18 protein-coding genes are annotated in these 19,933 nt (G+C 49.5%); 13 read left to right on the top strand and 5 right to left on the bottom strand.

What is annotated here, in order from left to right; all coding sequences use genetic code 11:
* Nucleotides 1-118 precede the first annotated feature (118 nt).
* Nucleotides 119-883: a DUF421 domain-containing protein gene (locus tag ABEW34_RS28275; RefSeq protein WP_430164051.1), complete on the top strand. Its 765-nt coding sequence runs from the start codon at nt 119-121 to the stop codon at nt 881-883.
* A gap of 81 nt (nt 884-964) precedes the next feature.
* Here the strand turns inward: ABEW34_RS28275 and spoVB are convergent, their stop codons facing one another.
* Complete coding sequence (spoVB, locus tag ABEW34_RS28270) at nt 965-2,530, bottom strand: stage V sporulation protein B (RefSeq protein ID WP_430164003.1); 1,566 nt, start codon at nt 2,528-2,530, stop codon at nt 965-967.
* A gap of 159 nt (nt 2,531-2,689) precedes the next feature.
* Here spoVB and ABEW34_RS28265 point away from each other — a divergent pair, with 159 nt between their 5' ends.
* The 8 genes from ABEW34_RS28265 to dtd all read left to right on the top strand — a co-directional run bounded on the left by ABEW34_RS28265 (nt 2,690) and on the right by dtd (nt 12,019).
* Nucleotides 2,690-2,929 (top strand): post-transcriptional regulator, encoded by a 240-nt coding sequence (locus ABEW34_RS28265; RefSeq protein WP_099521265.1) that lies wholly within the window; start codon nt 2,690-2,692, stop codon nt 2,927-2,929.
* A gap of 82 nt (nt 2,930-3,011) precedes the next feature.
* Nucleotides 3,012-4,244, top strand: a complete 1,233-nt coding sequence (gene secD, locus ABEW34_RS28260; protein WP_430164000.1) for a protein translocase subunit SecD — start codon at nt 3,012-3,014, stop codon at nt 4,242-4,244.
* The gene (secF, locus tag ABEW34_RS28255) at nt 4,234-5,154 is read left to right on the top strand and encodes a protein translocase subunit SecF (protein ID WP_430163997.1); all 921 of its coding nucleotides are present in this window, start codon (nt 4,234-4,236) and stop codon (nt 5,152-5,154) included. The genes secD and secF overlap by 11 nt, the downstream gene beginning before the upstream one ends.
* A gap of 20 nt (nt 5,155-5,174) precedes the next feature.
* The gene (locus tag ABEW34_RS28250) at nt 5,175-6,104 is read left to right on the top strand and encodes a cation diffusion facilitator family transporter (RefSeq protein ID WP_430163994.1); all 930 of its coding nucleotides are present in this window, start codon (nt 5,175-5,177) and stop codon (nt 6,102-6,104) included.
* A 31-nt stretch (nt 6,105-6,135) separates the two neighbouring features.
* Nucleotides 6,136-8,169 carry a single-stranded-DNA-specific exonuclease RecJ gene (gene recJ / locus ABEW34_RS28245; protein ID WP_430163992.1) on the top strand — a complete coding sequence of 678 codons (2,034 nt, stop codon included), beginning with the start codon at nt 6,136-6,138 and terminating at the stop codon, nt 8,167-8,169.
* A 55-nt stretch (nt 8,170-8,224) separates the two neighbouring features.
* Nucleotides 8,225-8,737, top strand: a complete 513-nt coding sequence (locus tag ABEW34_RS28240; RefSeq protein ID WP_430164048.1) for an adenine phosphoribosyltransferase — start codon at nt 8,225-8,227, stop codon at nt 8,735-8,737.
* Nucleotides 8,738-8,977: 240 nt separating this feature from the next.
* Nucleotides 8,978-11,158: a RelA/SpoT family protein gene (locus ABEW34_RS28235; protein WP_430163989.1), complete on the top strand. Its 2,181-nt coding sequence runs from the start codon at nt 8,978-8,980 to the stop codon at nt 11,156-11,158.
* A gap of 414 nt (nt 11,159-11,572) precedes the next feature.
* Entirely contained in the window at nt 11,573-12,019 is a 447-nt protein-coding gene (dtd, locus tag ABEW34_RS28230; protein WP_430163987.1) for a D-aminoacyl-tRNA deacylase, read from the top strand.
* A gap of 83 nt (nt 12,020-12,102) precedes the next feature.
* On the opposite strand, the gene ABEW34_RS28225 is transcribed toward dtd, so the two are convergent.
* The 4 genes from ABEW34_RS28225 to ABEW34_RS28210 form a co-directional block, all read right to left on the bottom strand.
* Nucleotides 12,103-12,642: an HXXEE domain-containing protein gene (locus ABEW34_RS28225; RefSeq protein WP_430163985.1), complete on the bottom strand. Its 540-nt coding sequence runs from the start codon at nt 12,640-12,642 to the stop codon at nt 12,103-12,105.
* Between the two features lie 110 nt (nt 12,643-12,752).
* A complete protein-coding gene (locus tag ABEW34_RS28220) occupies nt 12,753-13,343 on the bottom strand; it encodes a TetR/AcrR family transcriptional regulator (protein ID WP_430163983.1) in 591 nt (196 codons plus the stop codon).
* Between the two features lie 154 nt (nt 13,344-13,497).
* Nucleotides 13,498-14,178, bottom strand: coding sequence for a hypothetical protein (locus ABEW34_RS28215; RefSeq protein WP_430163981.1), 681 nt, complete (start codon nt 14,176-14,178; stop codon nt 13,498-13,500).
* An 18-nt stretch (nt 14,179-14,196) separates the two neighbouring features.
* Nucleotides 14,197-14,751: a M57 family metalloprotease gene (locus tag ABEW34_RS28210; RefSeq protein ID WP_430163978.1), complete on the bottom strand. Its 555-nt coding sequence runs from the start codon at nt 14,749-14,751 to the stop codon at nt 14,197-14,199.
* Between the two features lie 226 nt (nt 14,752-14,977).
* Here ABEW34_RS28210 and ABEW34_RS28205 point away from each other — a divergent pair, with 226 nt between their 5' ends.
* The 4 genes from ABEW34_RS28205 (at nt 14,978) to ABEW34_RS28190 (ending at nt 19,902) form a co-directional block, all read left to right on the top strand.
* Nucleotides 14,978-15,220 (top strand): hypothetical protein, encoded by a 243-nt coding sequence (locus ABEW34_RS28205; protein WP_430163975.1) that lies wholly within the window; start codon nt 14,978-14,980, stop codon nt 15,218-15,220.
* Nucleotides 15,221-15,917: 697 nt separating this feature from the next.
* Complete coding sequence (gene hisS, locus ABEW34_RS28200) at nt 15,918-17,168, top strand: histidine--tRNA ligase (protein WP_056039987.1); 1,251 nt, start codon at nt 15,918-15,920, stop codon at nt 17,166-17,168.
* Nucleotides 17,169-17,258: 90 nt separating this feature from the next.
* Complete coding sequence (gene aspS, locus ABEW34_RS28195) at nt 17,259-19,070, top strand: aspartate--tRNA ligase (protein WP_430163972.1); 1,812 nt, start codon at nt 17,259-17,261, stop codon at nt 19,068-19,070.
* Nucleotides 19,071-19,146: 76 nt separating this feature from the next.
* Nucleotides 19,147-19,902, top strand: coding sequence for a tRNA threonylcarbamoyladenosine dehydratase (locus tag ABEW34_RS28190; RefSeq protein WP_430163970.1), 756 nt, complete (start codon nt 19,147-19,149; stop codon nt 19,900-19,902).
* Nucleotides 19,903-19,933 lie beyond the last annotated feature (31 nt).

Below are 19,933 nucleotides of genomic sequence, written 5' to 3'. Positions count from 1 at the left end.
GTACAGACCGCTCAGGCCAAAATGCAGCAGGCGCGAGCGATGAAGGAGGCGGGATCACTTGGAATTTCTGACCCTTGTGCTGCGTACCATATTGATTTATTTCATCGTATTTCTCATCATGCGGTTTATGGGAAAACGGGAAATCGGAAAGCTGTCGGTTTTTGACCTCGTTATCTCGGTTATGATTGCCGAAATAGCTGTGATCGTTATAGAGGATTTGGATCGAACGATGTGGGAAGGCATTGTGCCGATGGTTATTTTAATGCTAGTGCAGGTGGGAATGGCTTTTGTGGCGCTTAAAAATCGCAAGCTGCGGCAGCTATTTGACGGGAAGCCAAGCATTATTATGGCGAAGGGTAAGTTGAATCGCGATGTCATGCGCAAGCAGCGCTATAATCTGGATGATTTTATGCTCCAGCTTAGAGAAAATCAAATTACCAGAATCTCGGATGTGGAATTTGCGATTTTGGAAACGAGCGGCAAGCTGTCGGTCATTCCTAAAAGTACAGAAGGATCCCCGGAAGAGATAGCGGAAGAGCGTTTGAATGTGGAGGAGCAATTGAGCAGGGGTGAACGCGAGCTGCAGCAGCAGGCGGAAGAAGGCAGTAGGGCTGAGCATCATTCGGATTTGGCGGGCAAGCTGTCTATGCAGCAAAATGCTAAAGTCATTCCCCCAAAATATCGTTTTGAGATTTTGCCTATTCCGCTTATTATGGATGGCAAAGTACAGGATGAAAACTTGGAGAAGCTGGAGAAAACCCGTTTTTGGTTGAAAAATGTGCTGCAGGATGAAGGGGTAACCGACTTTAAGGAAGTATTCCTTTGTACAATAGACCATAAAGGCAAGCTGTTTTTGGATAAAACGAAAAAGCCACGAAAGTAGTTTGGGAGCAAATATATCCCAAACCGCTCGCGGCTTTTTTTAACGGTACGAATTTATTAAGACATGATCGCAGGTTTTGGTCTAGGTTCTTGAAAACCAATGGCCGATTTTGGGCAAGCGGGTGAGATCATGCCGGTCAATAATGTTTGTCCATACCATGAGTGCCAAATATACAATTGCCCCGGATGCACAGGCAACAAGCAAATTCACCCATTCCGCAGCCAGCGGCTCACGATTCATAACGAAGCGTGCTGCGGCCCCCATCACCACCATAGCAGAGATGACCTTCATAAAATCGCGCAGCTTCATCCGGAAGCCAATCAGCTTGAGGACGCTAATGCCATGCAGCGCAGTGACTAGCACGATATTCAAATTAATTGCAATTAAAGCGCCATATATGCCGAATTCGGGCTTGGAGGCGAGATAAATAATGAGGACCAGCTTAATAGCAGCCCCTATAAACGTGTTCATAAGCGCTTTGCCCGGTTTATCGAGTGCCTGAAGAGTCGCCTGCAGTGGAGCCTGCAAATAAATAAAAAGGCCGACAGGAGCAAGCAGCTGCAGCATCGGAGCAATTTCGCTGTGGTTGTACAGCATCCGGCAGATCGGCTCGGCGAATAGGCCAAGAATGACGACGAAAGGTGCTCCGGCGACTAGCGCCAGCCTCATCGATTGGTGCAAGCGCTTATGAATCGTAGCCATATCGCCGCGTGACGCGGCTTCAGCAAGCGACGGAATAAGCGAAGAGGCGAGGGAATAGGTCAAAGCGGTTGGCAGCAGGATGAGCGGTATGACCATTCCTTGCAGCGCCCCGTATTGCGCCGTAGCAATGCCTGTAGCAATACCAGCCGTAGCAAGACTGCGAGCGGTGAAAATGGATTCGAGCAAATAGGAGAGCGAGCCGACAAGGCGGCTGGCTGTTACGGGTATGGACAGGCTAAGCAGCTTGCCCATAATGGGTCCCCTATCAGCAGCTGTAGTTGGCTTGCTTGCCTCAGCCAGCATAGCGGGAGTCCTTTTTTCCCTCGCATATTTCCACAGCAGGACGGCAAGGCCGCCGATTTCTCCGACCACGACGCCAAGCATGGCACCAGCCGCTGCCCATTCCAGCCCTTTGGGCATGAGAAGCATCGCGAAGCCAAGCGAGAAAATAATCCGCAGCACCGTCTCCACAATTTGGGATGCGGCGGAGGGAATCATATTTTGCTTGCCCTGAAAGTAGCCGCGAAATACAGATGAAATCCCGACGATCAGAAGCATCGGAGTCATGAACAGAAATGTGCGCTGCACACGCTTGTCCGGCAGCAAATGCGCGGTTATCCAAGGCGAGAACAGCAGCAGCAGGCTGGTCAGCGTGATGGCAAGAAAAATCGTAAGCAGCAGAGCACTGCGAAAAATATGGCGGACCCTTCCCTCATCTCCGTTTGACTGGGCTTCGGCAATCCATTTGGCAACGGCGAGCGGAATGCCGCCGGTAATAATTGTCAGCATGACGGCCAAAAATGGATAGCTCAGCTGGTACAGCCCCACGCCTTCGGCGCCTATAATGCGCGGCAGCGCGATGCGCGGGACGAAGCCGAGAATTCGATTGATGACGCCTGCTGCAAGTAAAATCATGGCCCCTTTTATAAACGTTTGCTTGGTCATACTCGCCCCTCATTCCATTAGCCGTATTGTTGCAGTATCATAGTTATGCACGGCATGTCCGAATCATGAATGGATAATGAACATCGCTTTATGTGCAGGAATATGTGCAAGGGGCAGCGAATAGTAGCAATCAAGGCAAAAAGTACGGGAGGCGCGGCTATGGAGGAACAGGACCTGGCTCAGGTAATTGAACAGCTGTGCAACAGCAAGGCAGAGGAGTTTCAGCTTATTGGCTATGAACATGCAAGTGGCAAAGACATTTGGGCATGCGTAAGCGCGGGTTATAAAAAAAGCGGGCAGCCGGAGCTGCACAAGCTGGTCAACGACATTTTATCGCTGAAGGTGACGAGCTTTATGAACTTTTTGACGATTAGCGCCTACCGGGGAACCCATTTCTAAGGGAATGGTTTCTTTTTTTTGACTCGAAAATTGCTCGCAAGTATAATAGGAATATTGAGATCATAAGGGGGACTTAGGAAATATGAACGGGAAAAGATTATTTGCCTTCCTTGGGATCGTTGTCATCATGTTTGGCGTGATCGCTTGGACGAGCCCATCGCTGGTAAACGGCATTCGGCTAGGCCTTGATTTGAAGGGCGGATTCGAGGTGCTTTATGAAGCAGAACCGCTTACGGCCGGCGATAAAGTAACGCCTACTTTGCTGAAGGATACGGCGAAAAGCCTTGAGGCTCGTGCCGACAAGATCGGTATTTCCGAGCCGGAGATTACGACAGAAGGAACGAACCGCATTCGCGTCAGGCTTGCTGGCGTGACCAATGAGGATGAAGTAAGAGACATCATCAAGAAGCCGGTTAATTTGACGTTCAAAGCGCCAGATGGCACGGTAGAGCTTCAAGGTGATGATTTTGTGCAAAATGCAGCTACGGTCGAATATGATTCGCTGAATAATCCGGTCGTTTCGATTAAGCTGAAAGATGCGAAGAAATTTGAAGATGTTACGAGAAGACTGACTGGCAAGACGCTTGCGATTTATCTCGATGATGAAATGCTGTCGAATCCGAACGTCAACCAGCCCATCAGTGGCGGAAGCGCGCAAATTAGCGGCAACTTCACGCTTGATGAAGCCAATAACTTGAAAGACACGATTAATTTGGGAGCACTCCCGCTTAAGCTGACTGAGAAATACACGCAAAGCGTGGGCGCAAAACTTGGACAACAGTCGCTTGAAGACACCGTTCGTGCCGGCCTTATCGGCTCGGCGATTATTTTGGTGTTCCTGATTATTTTGTTCCGTATTCCGGGCGTTGTAGCAGGTATTACGGTCATTACATTTACTTGGTTGCTGGTCCTCGTATTCGAGATGCTGAATGTTACGTTGACGCTCCCGGGCATTGCCGCATTTGTACTTGGAATCGGGATGGCGGTTGACGCAAATATCATTATGTACGAACGGATTAAAGAGGAAATCCGCAGCGGCAAAAGCTTGCTTTCCTCGCTTAAAGCGGGTTCCAAAAACTCGTTCCGTACGATTATGGATGCGAACATTACAAACATGATCTCTTGCGGCGTGCTTTATTACATCGGAAACGGTGCAATCAGAGGTTTTGCACTGACGATGATTTTGAGTATTTTGGTCAGTATCGTTACAAACATCTTCTTCTCCCGCCTGCTGATTCATTTGCTGATTCGCAGCAACCTGTTTACTAAACCTAGCTATTTCGGCGTGAAGGAGGCGGACATCCGTGAACTTTAAAACAACGGTGCATTTTGACTTTATCAAGCATAGCAAAAAGTTTTTCATGGCTTCCATCATTTTAACCGTTATAGGGATTATTTCGCTTTTCCTGTTCAACCTGAACTATGGCGTCGATTTTAAAGCGGGTACGAATATGGATATCGTAGTCGGCAAAGCCCTTACCCAGGCGGAAGCGAAGGAAGTTTTGGCCACAACTGGCATTACGAACGTTACACCGACGGTTGGTGGCACGAACGGAGATCGCGTTTCTGCCCGTTTTGACGAAGTATTGGAGCAAGCGAAAGTGACAGAAATTCAAAATGCGTTTAAAGCCAAATTTGGCGATCAAGTATCGGCAGAGGTCAGTGTTGTATCCCCGGATATGGCGCGCGAGCTTGGCTTCAAGACGATTTATGCGGTTATCATTGCGAGTATTGCGATTATGATATATGTGATGATCCGTTTCGAATGGCGCTTTGCGCTAGCAGCGAACATTGCGATTTTGTATGACGCTTTTGTCGTTGTCGCTGTGTTTTCCATTTTCCGTCTGGAAGTCGATCTGCCGTTTATCGCCGCAGTATTGACGACAATCGGTTATTCGATTAATGATAAAATCGTTATTTTCGACCGGATTCGTGAAAATCTTCGTTTTGGCAAGCTGAAAACGCGTGATCAACTCGCAGATATGGTCAATCAGAGCCTCTGGCAGACGATGGCGCGGAACATTTATACGGTGTTGGCCGTACTCGTTATCGCGGTTTGTTTATTCCTTTTCGGAAGCGAGTCGATCAAGCTGTTCGCCTTGGCGAAAATTATCGGTCTGACAAGCGGTGCATACTCGTCGATCTGTATTGCGAGCCCGCTCTGGCTTCTTCTTAAAAGCAAACAAAAGCCTAAAGCAAAGCAGCCTGCCAAGACTGCGGTCTAACAGCGTAGGAGGAGGCAGTCATGACAATGAACCAACGATATACAAAAGCAGAGCCGGCCAGCTGGTCAGGAATTTGGGGTAATGCGGCGTTGGCGTTGTTGAAAGGGGCAGCAGGCTGGCTGTCCGGCAGCAAAGCATTGCTTGCGGATGGTTGCCGATCGGCAGCTGAAGCGGCGGCTATTTTTGCGGAAAAGGTCGTTTCGCAGCGTAGTGAAAGTGGCGGCGAAGCCCCTTCCGGCAGCGCTGCTGCCATAAAGCATAAGGAAACACGGAAGACAGAAACCGTCATGAATGTCGTTTTAGCAGCAGCCTTGCTCCTTATTGGCTTGGAAATTGGCATTTCGGCTGTTCGGGACATCGCGGAGGGCATTAGCAAGCCGCCTCATTGGAGTGCGCTTGTCGTTTTGGCCGGCTGCCTGCTCATGAAGGAGCTCATTTGGAAACAGAGGGAGCATGGCAGCAGCTTGTATGCGACACTTGCTGTGTTCATTGGTGCGGGAGCCGCGTGGTTGGGCAAGCTGATTTCGCTTCCGGTGCTTTATTATTTTGACTCGGCAGCTGCAATCGTCATTTCGGTTATCGTCATGAACGGCGGCTATCGCATTATTGTGCCTTCCCCTCATAGAGAGGAAGCTGCCGCAGAAGTATATAGCGAAAATACCGAGGAGCTCATGCAGCTCGTTCAACGGGTGGAAGGCGTCGTCACCGTACAGTCGCTGCACGCTCGAGAGCGGGGCCATTACGTCGTTGCGGAGGCGGTTATTAGCGTTAATCCGCGCGTGACTGTGCTTGAAGGGCATGAAGTGGCGAAAAGGGTGAAACGACTGCTGTTGACACGCTTTACCCACCTTACGGACGCCACGATTCATGTCGAGCCTTATGACCCAGGTTATCCTTATAAATCCAATCACGATCCGAATCAGGAACATATGCCTACGCTGCTGCAATAGCGCAGCGCGGCAGAAAGGAGTTGAAGTCGGCGTGATTCAAGCAAAAACACGTTGGAATCTTGCACCTTGGGACGAGCAGGCAGAAGCGGCGGCGAAGGAGCTTTCGACAGCTCTTAGCCTGTCGCCGCTTGCCGCCAAGCTTTTGGTGCAGCGCGGCTACAAGGAGATCGCACAGGCGGAGCAGTTTTTAAGAGGCGGCTCTGAGCATTTGCATGACCCGTATTTGCTGAAAGATATGAGGGAGGCTGTCACCCGTATTCGGGAGGCGGCCTCAGCTGGCGAAAAGATACGTATTTATGGCGATTATGATGCCGACGGCGTATCCAGCACTTCACTGCTCGTACATGTGTTTCGCGAGCTCGGCCTTCATTTTGATTATTATATTCCTCATCGGGCACTAGAAGGTTATGGGTTAAACAAGGTGGCGCTGGAGAAGGCGGCTGCTGAGGGCGTCCGCTTAATTGTGACGGTCGACACCGGCATTAGCGCCTACGATGAAATTGCCTACGCCAAGGAGCTTGGGCTTGATGTCGTTGTCACCGACCATCACGAGCCTCCGGCACGTATTCCGGATGCCTGCGCCGTCGTTAACCCAAAGCGGCATGATTGCACTTATCCTTTTGAAGGGCTGGCAGGCGTAGGCGTCGCATTCAAACTGGCGCAAGCGCTGCTGGAACGCCCGCCAATGGAGCTGACAGACATTGTCTGTCTGGGAACGATAGCTGATTTAATGCCTTTAACTGGCGAAAACCGGATTTTAGTCAAAAGCGGGCTGGAAAGGCTTCGCCAGACGACGAATACCGGATTTCTAGCGCTGGCTGAGTCGACGGGCATCGAGCTTCCGGCGGTTACTTCTACTACCGTCGCTTTCGGGATGGCGCCGCGCATTAATGCCGCTGGTCGGCTCGATCATGCGCGGCGCGCTGTCGAGCTGCTTATAAGCGACAACTACGACGAGGCTATATTGGCAGCAACTTCGCTCGATATGCTCAACCGCGAGCGGCAGCGCATCGTGGAAGGCATCGTCAAGGAAGCGGAGGAGCAGTGGGCACAGAAGCGAGCGCAGGCTGCAAATGCGGGCGAGGCGGAACCGGCGGTTATTGTACTGGCAGGAGAAGGCTGGAATGTTGGCGTTATCGGCATTGTGGCTTCCAAGCTGCTGGAGCGCCATTACAAGCCTGTAATTATTCTCGGTATTGATGGGGAGAGCGGCATGTGCAAGGGCTCTGCGCGCTCCATTGACGGCTACGACCTGCATGCAGCACTTACCGCCTGCGATGAGCTGCTGGACCATTACGGGGGCCATCAGGCGGCGGCAGGCATGAGCCTGCATCGTGACCAGCTGGCTGAGTTTGAACGCCAGCTGGGGAAGCTTGCTTTGGAATGGCTCAGCGAGCAGGATTGGATTCCAAAAACGGGCATTGATCTAGAGTGCAGGGTTGAAGAAGCTAATCTGCAAACGATTAATGAGCTAGCACAGCTGGAGCCGTTCGGGGCCGGCAATCCATCGCCACGCTTGCTCTTTCAGGGAGCAGCGCTTGCAGACAAGCGAACGATGGGCAAGGAAGCGAAGCATCTTAAGCTGACCGTGAAAAGCGGGCAAGCTGTACTGGAAGCGGTAGGCTTCAGCATGGGAGCTATTGCCGACCGGCTGCTGGCGAGCAGTCCTGTCGATCTGGTAGGCGAGCTGTCCATCAATGAATGGAACGGTCAGCGCAAGCCGCAGCTACATATACATGACCTGTTCAGCGGCGGCGCGTATGCAAAGTTTCCTGAGCGTGAGCATTTCGGTCAAGTGTATCAACTGCTGCGTAGAATGAAGCAGGCACCGCTTGAAGGGCTTGCGAAGCGCTTGGCGGAGCTGAGCGGCTGGCCGCAGGAAATGACCGAGGTTATGCTGCGCGTGTTTATCGAGCTTTCGTTTATCCGCATCGAGGATGGTTTGGCGATCGTTGCAGAAGCGCCAGAGAAGCGGGAGTTAAGTACAGCGACTGCCTATCAGGAGGCAAAAAGTAAAGCAGAACAATTGCAATCTCCACTCTTTGCAGCTAAAATATTGGTTTGACAGCACCAGATTGGCGACAGACAGAAGGGACGAATAATTGATGAGCGTGTCACAAATTAATTTTAAAGATTACATTCGGGTCATTCCCGATTTCCCACAGCCAGGCATTCGCTTCAAGGATATTACTACTTTGCTGAAGGATGGCCCGGCATACCGAGCTGCCATTGAAGAAATGCGCAAAGCGGTTGAGCATTTGAAGATCGATGTCGTTGCCGGACCAGAAGCGCGCGGCTTCGTTATTGGCGCTCCGCTTGCCCTTGCACTCGGCGTAGGCTTTGCGCCTATTCGCAAAAGCGGCAAGCTGCCCGGCGAAACCATTGAAGCAAGCTATGACCTGGAGTATGGCAAAGATGTACTCGCTATGCATACAGACTCCATCCAGCCGGGGCAGCGCGTACTGATTGCTGATGATCTGCTTGCAACAGGCGGCACGATCGCAACTTCCATTAATTTGATTCGCCAGCTTGGCGGGGAAATTGTTGGTTCGGCCTTTCTTATCGAGCTGTCTTATTTGACAGGCCGCGAGAAGCTTGGCGATATGGAAGTCGTTTCTCTCGTTACTTACTAGCCATTTTGTGAAGGATGAAATAAAATTGTCTGAACGTTTAAGCCAACCAGCCGCTGCTGGTTGGCTTTCGCACTATAAAGTCCGCATTACGGTTGAAAAATTTAAATTTCCATGACTTAAATCGACACTTCAATCGACAGCGTAGTTGACGTCATGCTATGCTTACAGGCATAATATTAGAAAACTCGGAAAATGCGCGAAGGGGAGCCTAAGCAGGGCTCATTTCGGAAAGGGATGTTCATGGGCATAGAGCAGTTAATTGAAAAGGCATCGGCCTATATGAAGGAACAGGACTTATTACGCATAAGGGAAGCCTATCATTTTGCAGATCAGGCTCATCATGGACAAGTGCGGAAATCAGGCGAACCTTACATTTTACATCCGATTGCCGTAGCAGATATATTAGTGGATATGCAGATGGATGTGCTGTCCATTATTACAGCTTTACTGCATGACGTGGTTGAAGATACGACAGTCGATTTGGAGACGGTTCGGGCGAAATTCGGCGAAACCTGCGCAATGCTGGTTGACGGACTGACGAAGCTGGAGAAAATCCGTTTTCGTTCCAAGGAAGAGCAGCAAAACGAAAATTATCGAAAAATGTTTGTGGCGATGGCGCAGGATATTCGCGTTATTTTGATTAAGCTCGCCGATCGCCTGCACAATATGCGGACGCTGAAATTCCAGTCGGAGGAGGCGCAGCGGCGGATCGCGTATGAGACGCTGGAAATTTTTTGCCCCATCGCGCATCGGCTTGGTATTTCGGCCATTAAGTGGGAGATGGAGGATATTGCGCTTCGGTATTTGAATCCGCAGCAATATTATCGCATCGCCAACTTGATGAAGAAAAAACGGGCGGAGCGCGAGCAGTTTATTGCCGATGTCATTGACCGCATTGAAGAGAAGCTTGGCGAGATGGGCATTGAAGGCGATATTTCCGGGCGCCCGAAGCATTTGTACAGCATTTACAAAAAGATGACCGACCGCAACAAGCAGTTTAATGAAATTTATGATCTCATGGCGATTCGGATCATCGTTGAGAACATTAAGGATTGTTATGCGACGCTCGGCATTATCCATACGCTGTGGAAGCCGATGCCGGGACGGTTCAAGGATTATATCGCGATGCCGAAGGCGAATATGTACCAGTCGCTGCATACAACGGTGGTAGGGCCCAATGGCGAGCCGACTGAAGTGCAAATTCGGACTTGGGATATGCATCGTACATCAGAATACGGGATTGCGGCGCATTGGGCGTACAAGGAAGGTACGGTCGTGCCAAACCGCAATTTTGAAGATAAAATGTCTTGGTTCCGCGAAATATTGGAGCTGCAAAATGACGCACGCGACGCATCGGAGTTTATGGAATCGCTGAAAATGGATTTCTTCTCCGATCTCGTATTTGTATTTACGCCGAGCGGTGAGGTCATTGAGCTGCCAGCCGGCTCTGTGCCGCTGGATTTTGCTTACCGCATTCACACGGAGGTTGGCAACCGCACGATTGGCGCCAAGGTTAACGGCCGTATTGTGCCGCTTGATTGTAAGCTCAAAACCGGCGATATTATTGAAATTCTCACCTCCAAGCATTCGTATGGACCGAGCCAGGATTGGGTGAAAATCGCACAATCGTCGCATGCCCGCAGTAAAATCAGGCAGTGGTTCAAGAAGGAGCAGCGCGAGGAAAATGTGGCGAAGGGCCGCGAGGCCGTTGAGCGTGAGCTTAAGCGTCTGGGTCTAGAGCCGTCAGCTTGGCTGACCGAGGACAAGCTGCAGGAGGTTGCGTCGAAGTTTTCTTTTAACGATGTGGAGGACATGCTGTCCGGCGTTAACTTTGGCGGCGTGACCGCTGCGCAGATTTGTACCCGTCTAACGGAGAAGCTGCGCAAGGAAGCCGAGAAAAACAATACGATTGAGCTCGGTACGGATAAAGATGCGAAATCGGGAGGCAGCCGTAAAAATCGTCAGCACCATGGCGTTACGGTGCGAGGCATCGATAATTTGCTTGTTCGCTTTGCCCGCTGCTGCAATCCAGTGCCAGGCGACGCTATTATTGGCTACATTACGCGTGGACGCGGCGTCTCGGTGCATCGCATGGATTGCCAGAACATTCCGTTCGGCATGGACGGAGAGGAAGCTGATCGCGTCATTGAGGTGGAGTGGGAAGAATCGGTCGAGGCCAATTACAGCGTCGATATTGAAATTACCGGCCATGACCGCAATGGTCTGCTCAATGAAGTGCTGCAGGTCGTATCTGGCAGCAAGACGAATATTTCTGCAGTGACCGGTCGTTCCGTGAAAAATAAAATGGTCATGATTCATATGACCGTGCTGATTAAGAACGTTGAGCATCTCTCATCTGTGGTGGAGAAGATTAAACGGGTGCAGGATATTTATTCCGTCCAAAGGATTATGAATAGCTGATTTTGCTGTAAAGGCCTTGATGGGGAAGGACGGGGGACGCTGCGTGAAAGGTTTGGGTTTCGGTCGCCATTGCTCCTGAATTTCATCGAATTTACCGTTGCACGGTAGAAATTCAGGATCAAAAGCGAACGCTGCGCTCCTCTATCCCAAACCTTTCACTTCACTCTCCCCTCCTTTTCCCCGAAAAGGTTTTAAAAGCAAGTTTAGCTATTGCCAGTAGGCAACAAGCTAAAGATACAAAGTCATGAACCCCCTGCCCTGATTAAAACTTAATAGGGCAGTTAAACGGGAAAACATTTAATACGCTCGCTTCTTAAACTAAGTGGGAAGCAATAGCATAGTCGGAAGCATTAGCATAGAGATGGCGGCGTATTTTGCCGCCTTCTTCTTTTTTAGAGAGAGAGGATGGAAAGCATGAAGGTTGTCATTCAGAGAAGCAAGCAGGCGAGTGTGACCGTCGAAGGGGAAATAACAGGAGCAATCAACTTCGGATACGTGCTGCTTGTTGGGATTACCCATGAAGATACAGAAGCAGACATCAAATGGATGGCCGATAAAATCGCGGGCCTGCGCATTTTTGAGGATGAGGCCGGAAAAATGAATTTATCCATCGTCGATAAGGGTGGCGCTATTTTGTCGGTATCGCAGTTTACGTTGTATGGAGACAGCCGCAAAGGTCGGAGACCGAACTTTATGGCTGCTGCGCGCCCAGAGCAGGCAGAGCCGCTCTACGAGCAGTTTAATGCCTATCTTCGCCAGCAGCATGGACTGCAAGTGGAGACGGGACGTTTTGGCGCTATGATGGACGTGTCACTCGTCAATTGGGGTCCTGTTACCTTGATTTTGGACAGCAAGGAATAGATCTATAGACAAAAAAGGCAGCCAACCTATTCGGCTGCCTTTTTACGTTCTGCAAAATTGCTATGAAATGGGCCATTGCTGGTTTATTTTTTAAGACGGGCAAGCTTTTCTCCAACATTGAATTTTTTCATTTCCTCATCATCGAAAGCATAAGGAGATGCTTTGTCGGCAAGCCATGAAAAGGTCATTTTGCTCATGATGACTACTATGAACAGGGCCAAGTATAGAATAGCAAAAAGCCAGTCCCTTGCTGTAACAACACCAGTGGAGTGGATATGATAGATATAATAAAGAGCCAAAGGAATATGCCCCAACACAACCGCAGCCAATCCAGGATTGTAAAATTGACCTAGCTTCTTAGGTATCACGATTCCATGGACAACAAACTGGGCTAAACCAAATAAAATCGGTGGCAAACCGAGCCAAAGCGTCTCAGGAAAAAAGATAGGCAGCAAATAGAACAAGTAGCTTACGAGTACATTTGTAACCATTGCCGTATTTTGATTAAGCGGATAATGGCTTGGCGTTGGGCTGGATTTTAATACCCTGTTCAGAATTGCGGGTTCACCGCCAGGCCAACCATATTCCTCAAATTGATGGAGTAAAATAACGATAAAATTCATGAATAATACCTTTTGCAAAATGTCCATGTCGTTCCAAGCAAAAATCAAATAAACAATCGAAGCCAGCGCGACAACTAACCCGACGTTATACCAATGTCTTCTGAAAAACCTCATGATTCCTTTCCTCTAAATTTGTAAAAGTAAAACTCCAAAAATAAATCAACTTGCTGCTCGATGGACTGCTCTGTTTTTAACATAGCTGCGGTTAACGATGGATTGGCATTGCTTTTTATGACGGTCGGGAAGAAAATGGCCGCAAACATTTGGATAATGATGGGCATAATTCTCTCCTGCTCTGTTCGTCCAACGATTTCGCTAACAGTATGGATTAGCTTCTCAATACCCTGGTTTTTCATGGACTCCAGAAATTGACTGTGAGATTCAAAGAGCTGTTCTTGGGAAAGCAGGCTTTTAGCTAGTTCTGGGTGTTCCAGCAATAATGACGCATACGCCAGCAAAAATTTTTTTAGTCGTACAAGCGGAGGAGCCTCCGTATCATCCAACAGATTGAAAGTAACATGAAACGATTCAAGATGCCTTCTTAATACTTCATTGATTAACTTATCCTTTGAACCAAAATGATAATTGACAGACGCGACATTGGTACCCGCTAGGTCGGCTATTTTGCGCGTAGTTATTCCTTTGATGCCCTCCGACTGGATAAGCGCTACGGCGATTTCGAAAATTTTTTCTTTTGTCATAGTCTCCTCCATAAAATTGAAATTCAAACATTGTTTAAATCTATGTTTTAATCTGTGTTTAGATTACGTTATAGTTGTTCTACATGTCAACTAAAAGAAGCCCCGCACACTCGTAAAAACGAGTAAGTGAGGGGCTTCTAGGCAACTCCGACCTCTACTTGCTTCCCGCCTTCGCGGCGACTTGTGCTTTAATTTCTGCAAATAGTTCTTCATTAGTTAAACCGGTTATTTTATCGATAGGGGCTAGTTCGATCTGCTCAGTCTGAAAATGAATGGTGCCACTTTGTTTAGTCGTTAAAGCCAGTTCTTTGTGTTCTGTATTCACTTTCAATGCAACGTTGCCAGCAAAATCCACTTCTACTTGAAAAGGTACGGAAGACGGGCCGAATACATCTTTCGTCTGTGCTTTTTTCAAAAACAGCACATACGTTTTATCAAAATCAGGTTTGCTGTAGTTGGGCAAATTGAGCGTGGCTTCATAATCCACATCGTATAACGTATGTTTTAACAAGACGGTATGGGGAATAGAGACATTAATCGTGCCTTTGACATCGCCCAGCAAAGATTCATCCACCACAAACGAATATACTTCGCTAAGATGACTCTCCCCCATGTCCCAATTTTCTATAAACTTCTCGTAGTGGCCGGATACGACGTAATCGGAATTATGAACTAACCCTGCAACATCCCCGCTTACGGCATAATCGGGAGAATAATTTACATGAAACGTTCCGGGCGAATACTTCTCCTTCGCTGTAAATAGCAGTACCCCAGCCATAAGTGCTAAGCATAGCCCTGCCATTAGGATCATCCTGAAATTAAATTTTACGGTCATTTTAAACCCTCCCTTAATTTATAGTGGGTAAAGTGCATTTAGGCCGTTTTTATCATCGGTTTGAGGTGTGTAGATGGTCTCGCGATCTCTGCTTGAGTTCATAATAGCCTTTACAAGGAGAGGAGTATGACCGAGACCGAGCGCATGGCCTAATTCATGTCCCGCAGCGCTTCTTCTCGTATTGGATTGATTGGCTACAGCCGGATTTCCTATATTGATATCAGCGGTAAAGTAACTAGTTGAAGTTGTACCCGGACTCACATAAGTAATGCATACGCCAAACATCGAAGGATCATCGACATTTTGGGTGCCAACCTTGCTTAAGGTTGAAGTATTGAGCGCCGAAAGATTAAATTTAATTTTGCTTTGGGCACTATTCCAATCAGCGGCTGCTGAATCAAACGCAGCTTTATAAGCCGTATTTGTAGTAGCGTATTTCACATAAATGTTGTAAGAATGATTGGCGGATTTGGGCCATTTGTGCCCGGTAAAAGTATAGGCGAACGCAGATGACGTAAAAAGAAGAGCCAACAGTATGAAGGTTGTGGCGATTAATAACGATTTTTTTCGCATATTTTATTTCTCCCTTTTTTTGATTTTTTGCTGCATGCCACTCAAGCTCGTAGCCTAATGACGATCGAAAAACAGGATATGTTTCAATTTTTGGATGTATTTTCAAAAAAATGTGAAGGGAAAGGTTTTATGCATTTTTTCACTGGATTGGAAAGACAGCAATAGCTTCAAAATGAAGATTTGGGCGGATGCCTTCTGGATACAATAGGGGAGAGAATGGGCTCGCTTGGCGCATTCGGCAGCGATTGGCCGCGGCCGGAGGCCTGTTTATTTTGTACCGGAGGCGAATGAACGCATGCATCAATCCCGCAAGGAGCAAGGGTTGGAGCGGATTAGCCGCAAGCTGCTCCATGCTGATCGGCATGAAGCAATCAGGCTATCACAGCTGGAGGAAGACATGGAAGCGGCAGAGGAATGGGCAGGGTTTCCATCTGCAGCAGGCAAGCGAAGCGACTTAAAGGACACGTAATAAAGAGCATGGTGGAAGCAGAAGCTCGCATATGCTGGCGGAAAAGCGGGAGTAAGGTCGAAATAGCCGGAAATAAAACGCTTTCTAAACTGTAATGTTACTGTAATCAAACGATAACGCTATTTTAACATCGCAAGCCTATAATAGATCTCGACCCCCTTTTTTAAAATATAATTTACTTTTGGACCTGCAATGTGATTGCAGGTTTTTTTCTGCTTTCTGACGTTCTTGCCGCTGTTCCTATACAATCGGGCTGAATAGAGCTGAATCGCAGCTTGACTTTCTGACCACGCCCAAGTAAAATGAAGCATCAGCACCATTCACTATAATGATTTCATGATGGAACAAATTAATCCATGCGCATATATGCAGAGAGGAATGCCTTAGGCTGCAAGCATTCTTATAATGGCGGGATGAACAGACTTTCCGGAGAACAGACGGTGAACGTAAGCCTGCTGGGGACAAGCCCCAGGCAAGCGATTGTTTCAGTAGCCGTACTGCGGGTGACGGGCGTTAACCGTCTTCAAGCGAGCTTCTGCCTTCTGGCAGCTGCCTCGGAATGTGGGTGGTACCACGGGAGCTATACTCTCGTCCCTGACAGCAATATTTGCTGTTCAGGGGCGGGAGTTTTTTGGTTTGACGAGCACCATTTTACTTGTTCTCATGTTTTTTAGCAGCAGGTTAGGAGGAAAATGACATGGCATTTCAAAAATTACCAGGCACGCAGGATATGCTGCCGAGCTCAATCGACAGCTGGCAGTTCGTTGAGCAAAAGGCACGCGAAATTTGCCGCCGTTTTAATTTTCGCGAAATTCGCACGCCGATCTTCGAAGCGACCGAGCTGTTTCAGCGCGGCGTAGGCGAAACGACGGACGTCGTGGAGAAAGAGATGTATACGTTCACGGATCGCGGCAATCGCAGCGTGACGCTACGTCCAGAGGGTACGGCCGGGGTCGTTCGGGCCTTCGTTGAAAATAAACTGTATGGTGAGCCTGATCTGACGAAGCTGTATTATATCGGCCCTATGTTCCGCTATGAGCGTCAGCAAGCCGGGCGTTACCGCCAGTTTCACCAATTCGGCGTTGAGGCGATGGGCTCGGTTAATCCGGCACTTGACGCTGAGGTTATCGCTTTGGGCTATACGTTTTATACCGAGGTTGGCCTTAAAGGGGTGCGCGTCGAAATCAATTCTGTCGGAACGCCGGAAGTAAGGCTTGCCTTCCGCGAGCGGCTGCTTGCCTTCCTTGAACCGAAGCGCGAGCTGCTGTGCAAAGATTGCCAGTCGCGGATGGACCGCAATCCGCTGCGTGTGCTGGACTGCAAAGTCGACCAGAAGCATTTTGAAGGCGCTCCGTCGATTTTGGACAGTCTCGATGAAGAATGCACCACGCATTTTGAAAAGGTTAAAGCGTATTTGACGGCGATGAATATTCCGTTCGAAGTCAATTCGAAGCTGGTGCGCGGGCTTGATTATTACACGCATACCGCTTTTGAGTATAAAGCGGAGGGCATCGGTGCCATCGATACGATTGGCGGCGGCGGCCGCTACAATGGGCTCGTTGCCGAAATCGGCGGGCCGGATCAGCCGGGCGTTGGTCTTGGCCTTGGTCTGGAGCGGACGATTTTGCTGCTTGAGCACCAGAAGACGGAAGGCATTAAGGAAGCGAGCCAGGTCGACGTTTACGTCATCAGCCTTGGCGAGGCAGCAGAGCGTGAGGCGACTAAGATCGTACATGAGCTGCGTGCAGCAGGCTTGCGTGCCGACCGTGATTACACGGACCGCAAGATGAAGGCGCAGATGAAGTCTGCGGACCGCTTCAAGGCACGTTTTACCGCTATACTTGGCGATGACGAGCTGGAGCGCGGCGAAATTGCGCTGAAAAATATGGAAAGCGGCGAGCAGCGCACCGTAGCCATCAGCGAGCTGGCAGCAGCGATTCAGGCTTAGAGACTGCGACGAAATAAAATACCGCACCGGGTAATTTCCTCGCAGCTCCTTCGTTCACTAAATCTTTTAAATAAAAGGAGCATAACCATTATGTTGAAAACACATCCATGTGGAAAATTAACCAAAAGCGATATTGGACAAACGGTCATATTGAACGGCTGGGTACAGCGTCGTCGTGACCTGGGCGGCGTATTGTTTATTGATCTTCGCGACCGTACAGGAATCGTTCAAACGGTATTTAACCCTGATTTTTCCGGCGATGCGCTGGCGATTGCTGACCGTGCCCGCAACGAGTTCGTGCTCGCTGTTCAAGGCACAGTCGTTGAGCGTGACCCTGAGACGGTAAACGCGAACCTGGAAACAGGCGAAATTGAAGTGCGCGTTGAAAAAATCGAAATTATGAACGCGGCAAAAACACCGCCATTCCCAATCGAAGACGGCGTCGAAGTTGACGAGTCGCTGCGTTTGAAATACCGTTACCTCGACCTGCGTCGTCCGGAAATGCAAAAAACATTGCTGCTCCGTTCGAAAGCAGCGAAAATTTTCCGCGACTTCCTTGATGGAGAAGGCTTTATTGACGTTGAAACGCCAATTTTGACCAAGAGCTCACCAGAAGGTGCGCGCGATTATTTGGTGCCGAGCCGCGTGCATGAAGGCGAATTTTTTGCCCTGCCGCAATCGCCGCAAATTTTCAAGCAATTGCTAATGGTCGGCGGCATTGAGCGTTATTATCAAATCGCTCGCTGCTTCCGCGATGAGGATCTACGCGCAGACCGTCAGCCTGAGTTTACACAAGTCGATATCGAAACCTCCTTCCTGTCGCAGGATCAATTGCTGGGCATGATGGAGCAGCTTGCTGCAAGATTGTTCCGCGAGACGGTAGGGGTAGAGCTTGCGCTTCCGTTCCAGCGCATTACGTATGAAGATGCCATCAATAAATATGGCTCCGATAAGCCTGACCTGCGCTTCGGCATGGAAATTCAAGATATTACTGATATTGTGGCGACAAGCGAAGTGAAGGTATTCGCAAGCGTAGCAGCATCCGGCGGCGTCGTGAAGGCGTTCAATGCCAAAGGCTGTGGCGGCTGGAGCCGTAAAGAGCTTGACGATTTGCAGCCGTTCGCTGCCCGTTATGGCGGTAAAGGCTTGGCTTGGATTACGGTGAAGGATGGCGAATGGCGCGGTCCAATCGTGAAGTTCCTCAAACCAGAGGAAATCGCGGCATTGACTGAGCGTTTGCAAGTAGAAGATGGCGACCTGCTCACTTTCTCTGCTGACAAGAAAAAAGTCGTTGTTGATGTCATGGGCAACCTGCGCCTGAAAGTGGGCCGCGAGCTTGGTCTGATCGACGACACTAAATTTAAATTCGTATGGGTTGTAGACTTCCCGCTGCTTGGCTGGGATGAGGATGCACAGCGTTATGTAGCCGAGCATCATCCGTTCACACGTCCGCACGAGGATGACCTGCACCTGTTTGATACAGATCCAGGCAAAATCCGTGCTCAAGCTTATGATATCGTTCTGAACGGCTATGAAGTAGGCGGCGGTTCGATGCGTATTTACAAGCGTGAAGTTCAGGAAAAAATGTTCAATGCGCTTGGCTTGTCCCCGGAGACCGCACAACAGAACTTCGGATACCTGCTGGATGCGTTTGAATTTGGTACGCCTCCACATGGCGGCATCGCGTTCGGCTTCGACCGTCTCATCATGCTGCTGGCTGGCCGCACGAACCTGCGTGAAACGATTGCATTCCCGAAAACAGCGAACGCAACCGATCTGCTGTGCAATGCGCCGTCCGAAGTTGAGCTGTCCCAATTGGAGCAGCTTCATATCCGTACAGTGCCTAAGCCTGCGAAACAGCCTGCCCCAGCAGGAGCATCACCAGAAGCACCTCAAGCTTAATGGAATGGGCGGGCGAAACAGCCCGCCTTCCTATGTAGATGCTTGGAATAGATAACGGAAGGGACGGCGATTTTAGATGCTGCACCAATTTTCACGCACGGAGCTGGCAATTGGGCCGGAAGGCCTTGAGCTAATGAAAGGAAGTACGGTAGCGGTGCTCGGCATCGGCGGCGTCGGCGGCATTGCTGCTGAGGCGCTGGCCCGTACAGGTATAGGCCGTATTATTTTGGTCGATAAAGACGTTGTCGATATTACGAACGTCAACCGCCAAATCCATGCGCTTACGACGACCGTTGGCCAGCCGAAGGCCGACTTGATGCGCGACCGCATTAAGCTCATAAACCCGGAATGCGACGCGGTTTCTCTGCGCATGTTTTATACGGAAGAGACGTATGAGAAATTTTTTGAATACCCGATTGATTATGTCATTGATGCTTCCGATACCATTTCGTACAAAATCCATTTGATCAAGCAGTGCCTGGAGCGCAAAATCCCGATTATCTCGAGCATGGGCGCCGCTAACAAAATGGACCCGACGAAATTCGAAGTTGTCGATATTTCCAAAACCCACACCGATCCGATTGCCCGCGTTGTCCGCCAGAGACTGCGCAAGGAAGGCATTAATAAAGGCGTGAAGGTTGTGTTTTCCTCGGAGACGCCGAAGAAGCCGCGTCAAGATGTGACGCAGCGCATCGTGCCCGAGAACGCGCCGGAAATCCGCAAGGCCCAGCAGCCGCCAGCGAGCAACGCATTTGTTCCTCCTGTAGCGGGGCTGATCATGGTTAGCGTCGTCGTGCAGGATCTGCTGGCGAAGGCAGATATTACGGTATAAATAAACGCGGCTTACAGCCCAAAAAACCAGA

Source organism: Paenibacillus algorifonticola (assembly GCF_050481745.1).
Lineage (GTDB): Bacteria > Bacillota > Bacilli > Paenibacillales > Paenibacillaceae > Pristimantibacillus > Pristimantibacillus algorifonticola_A.
This window is presented reverse-complemented; position numbering and strand designations above follow the sequence as displayed.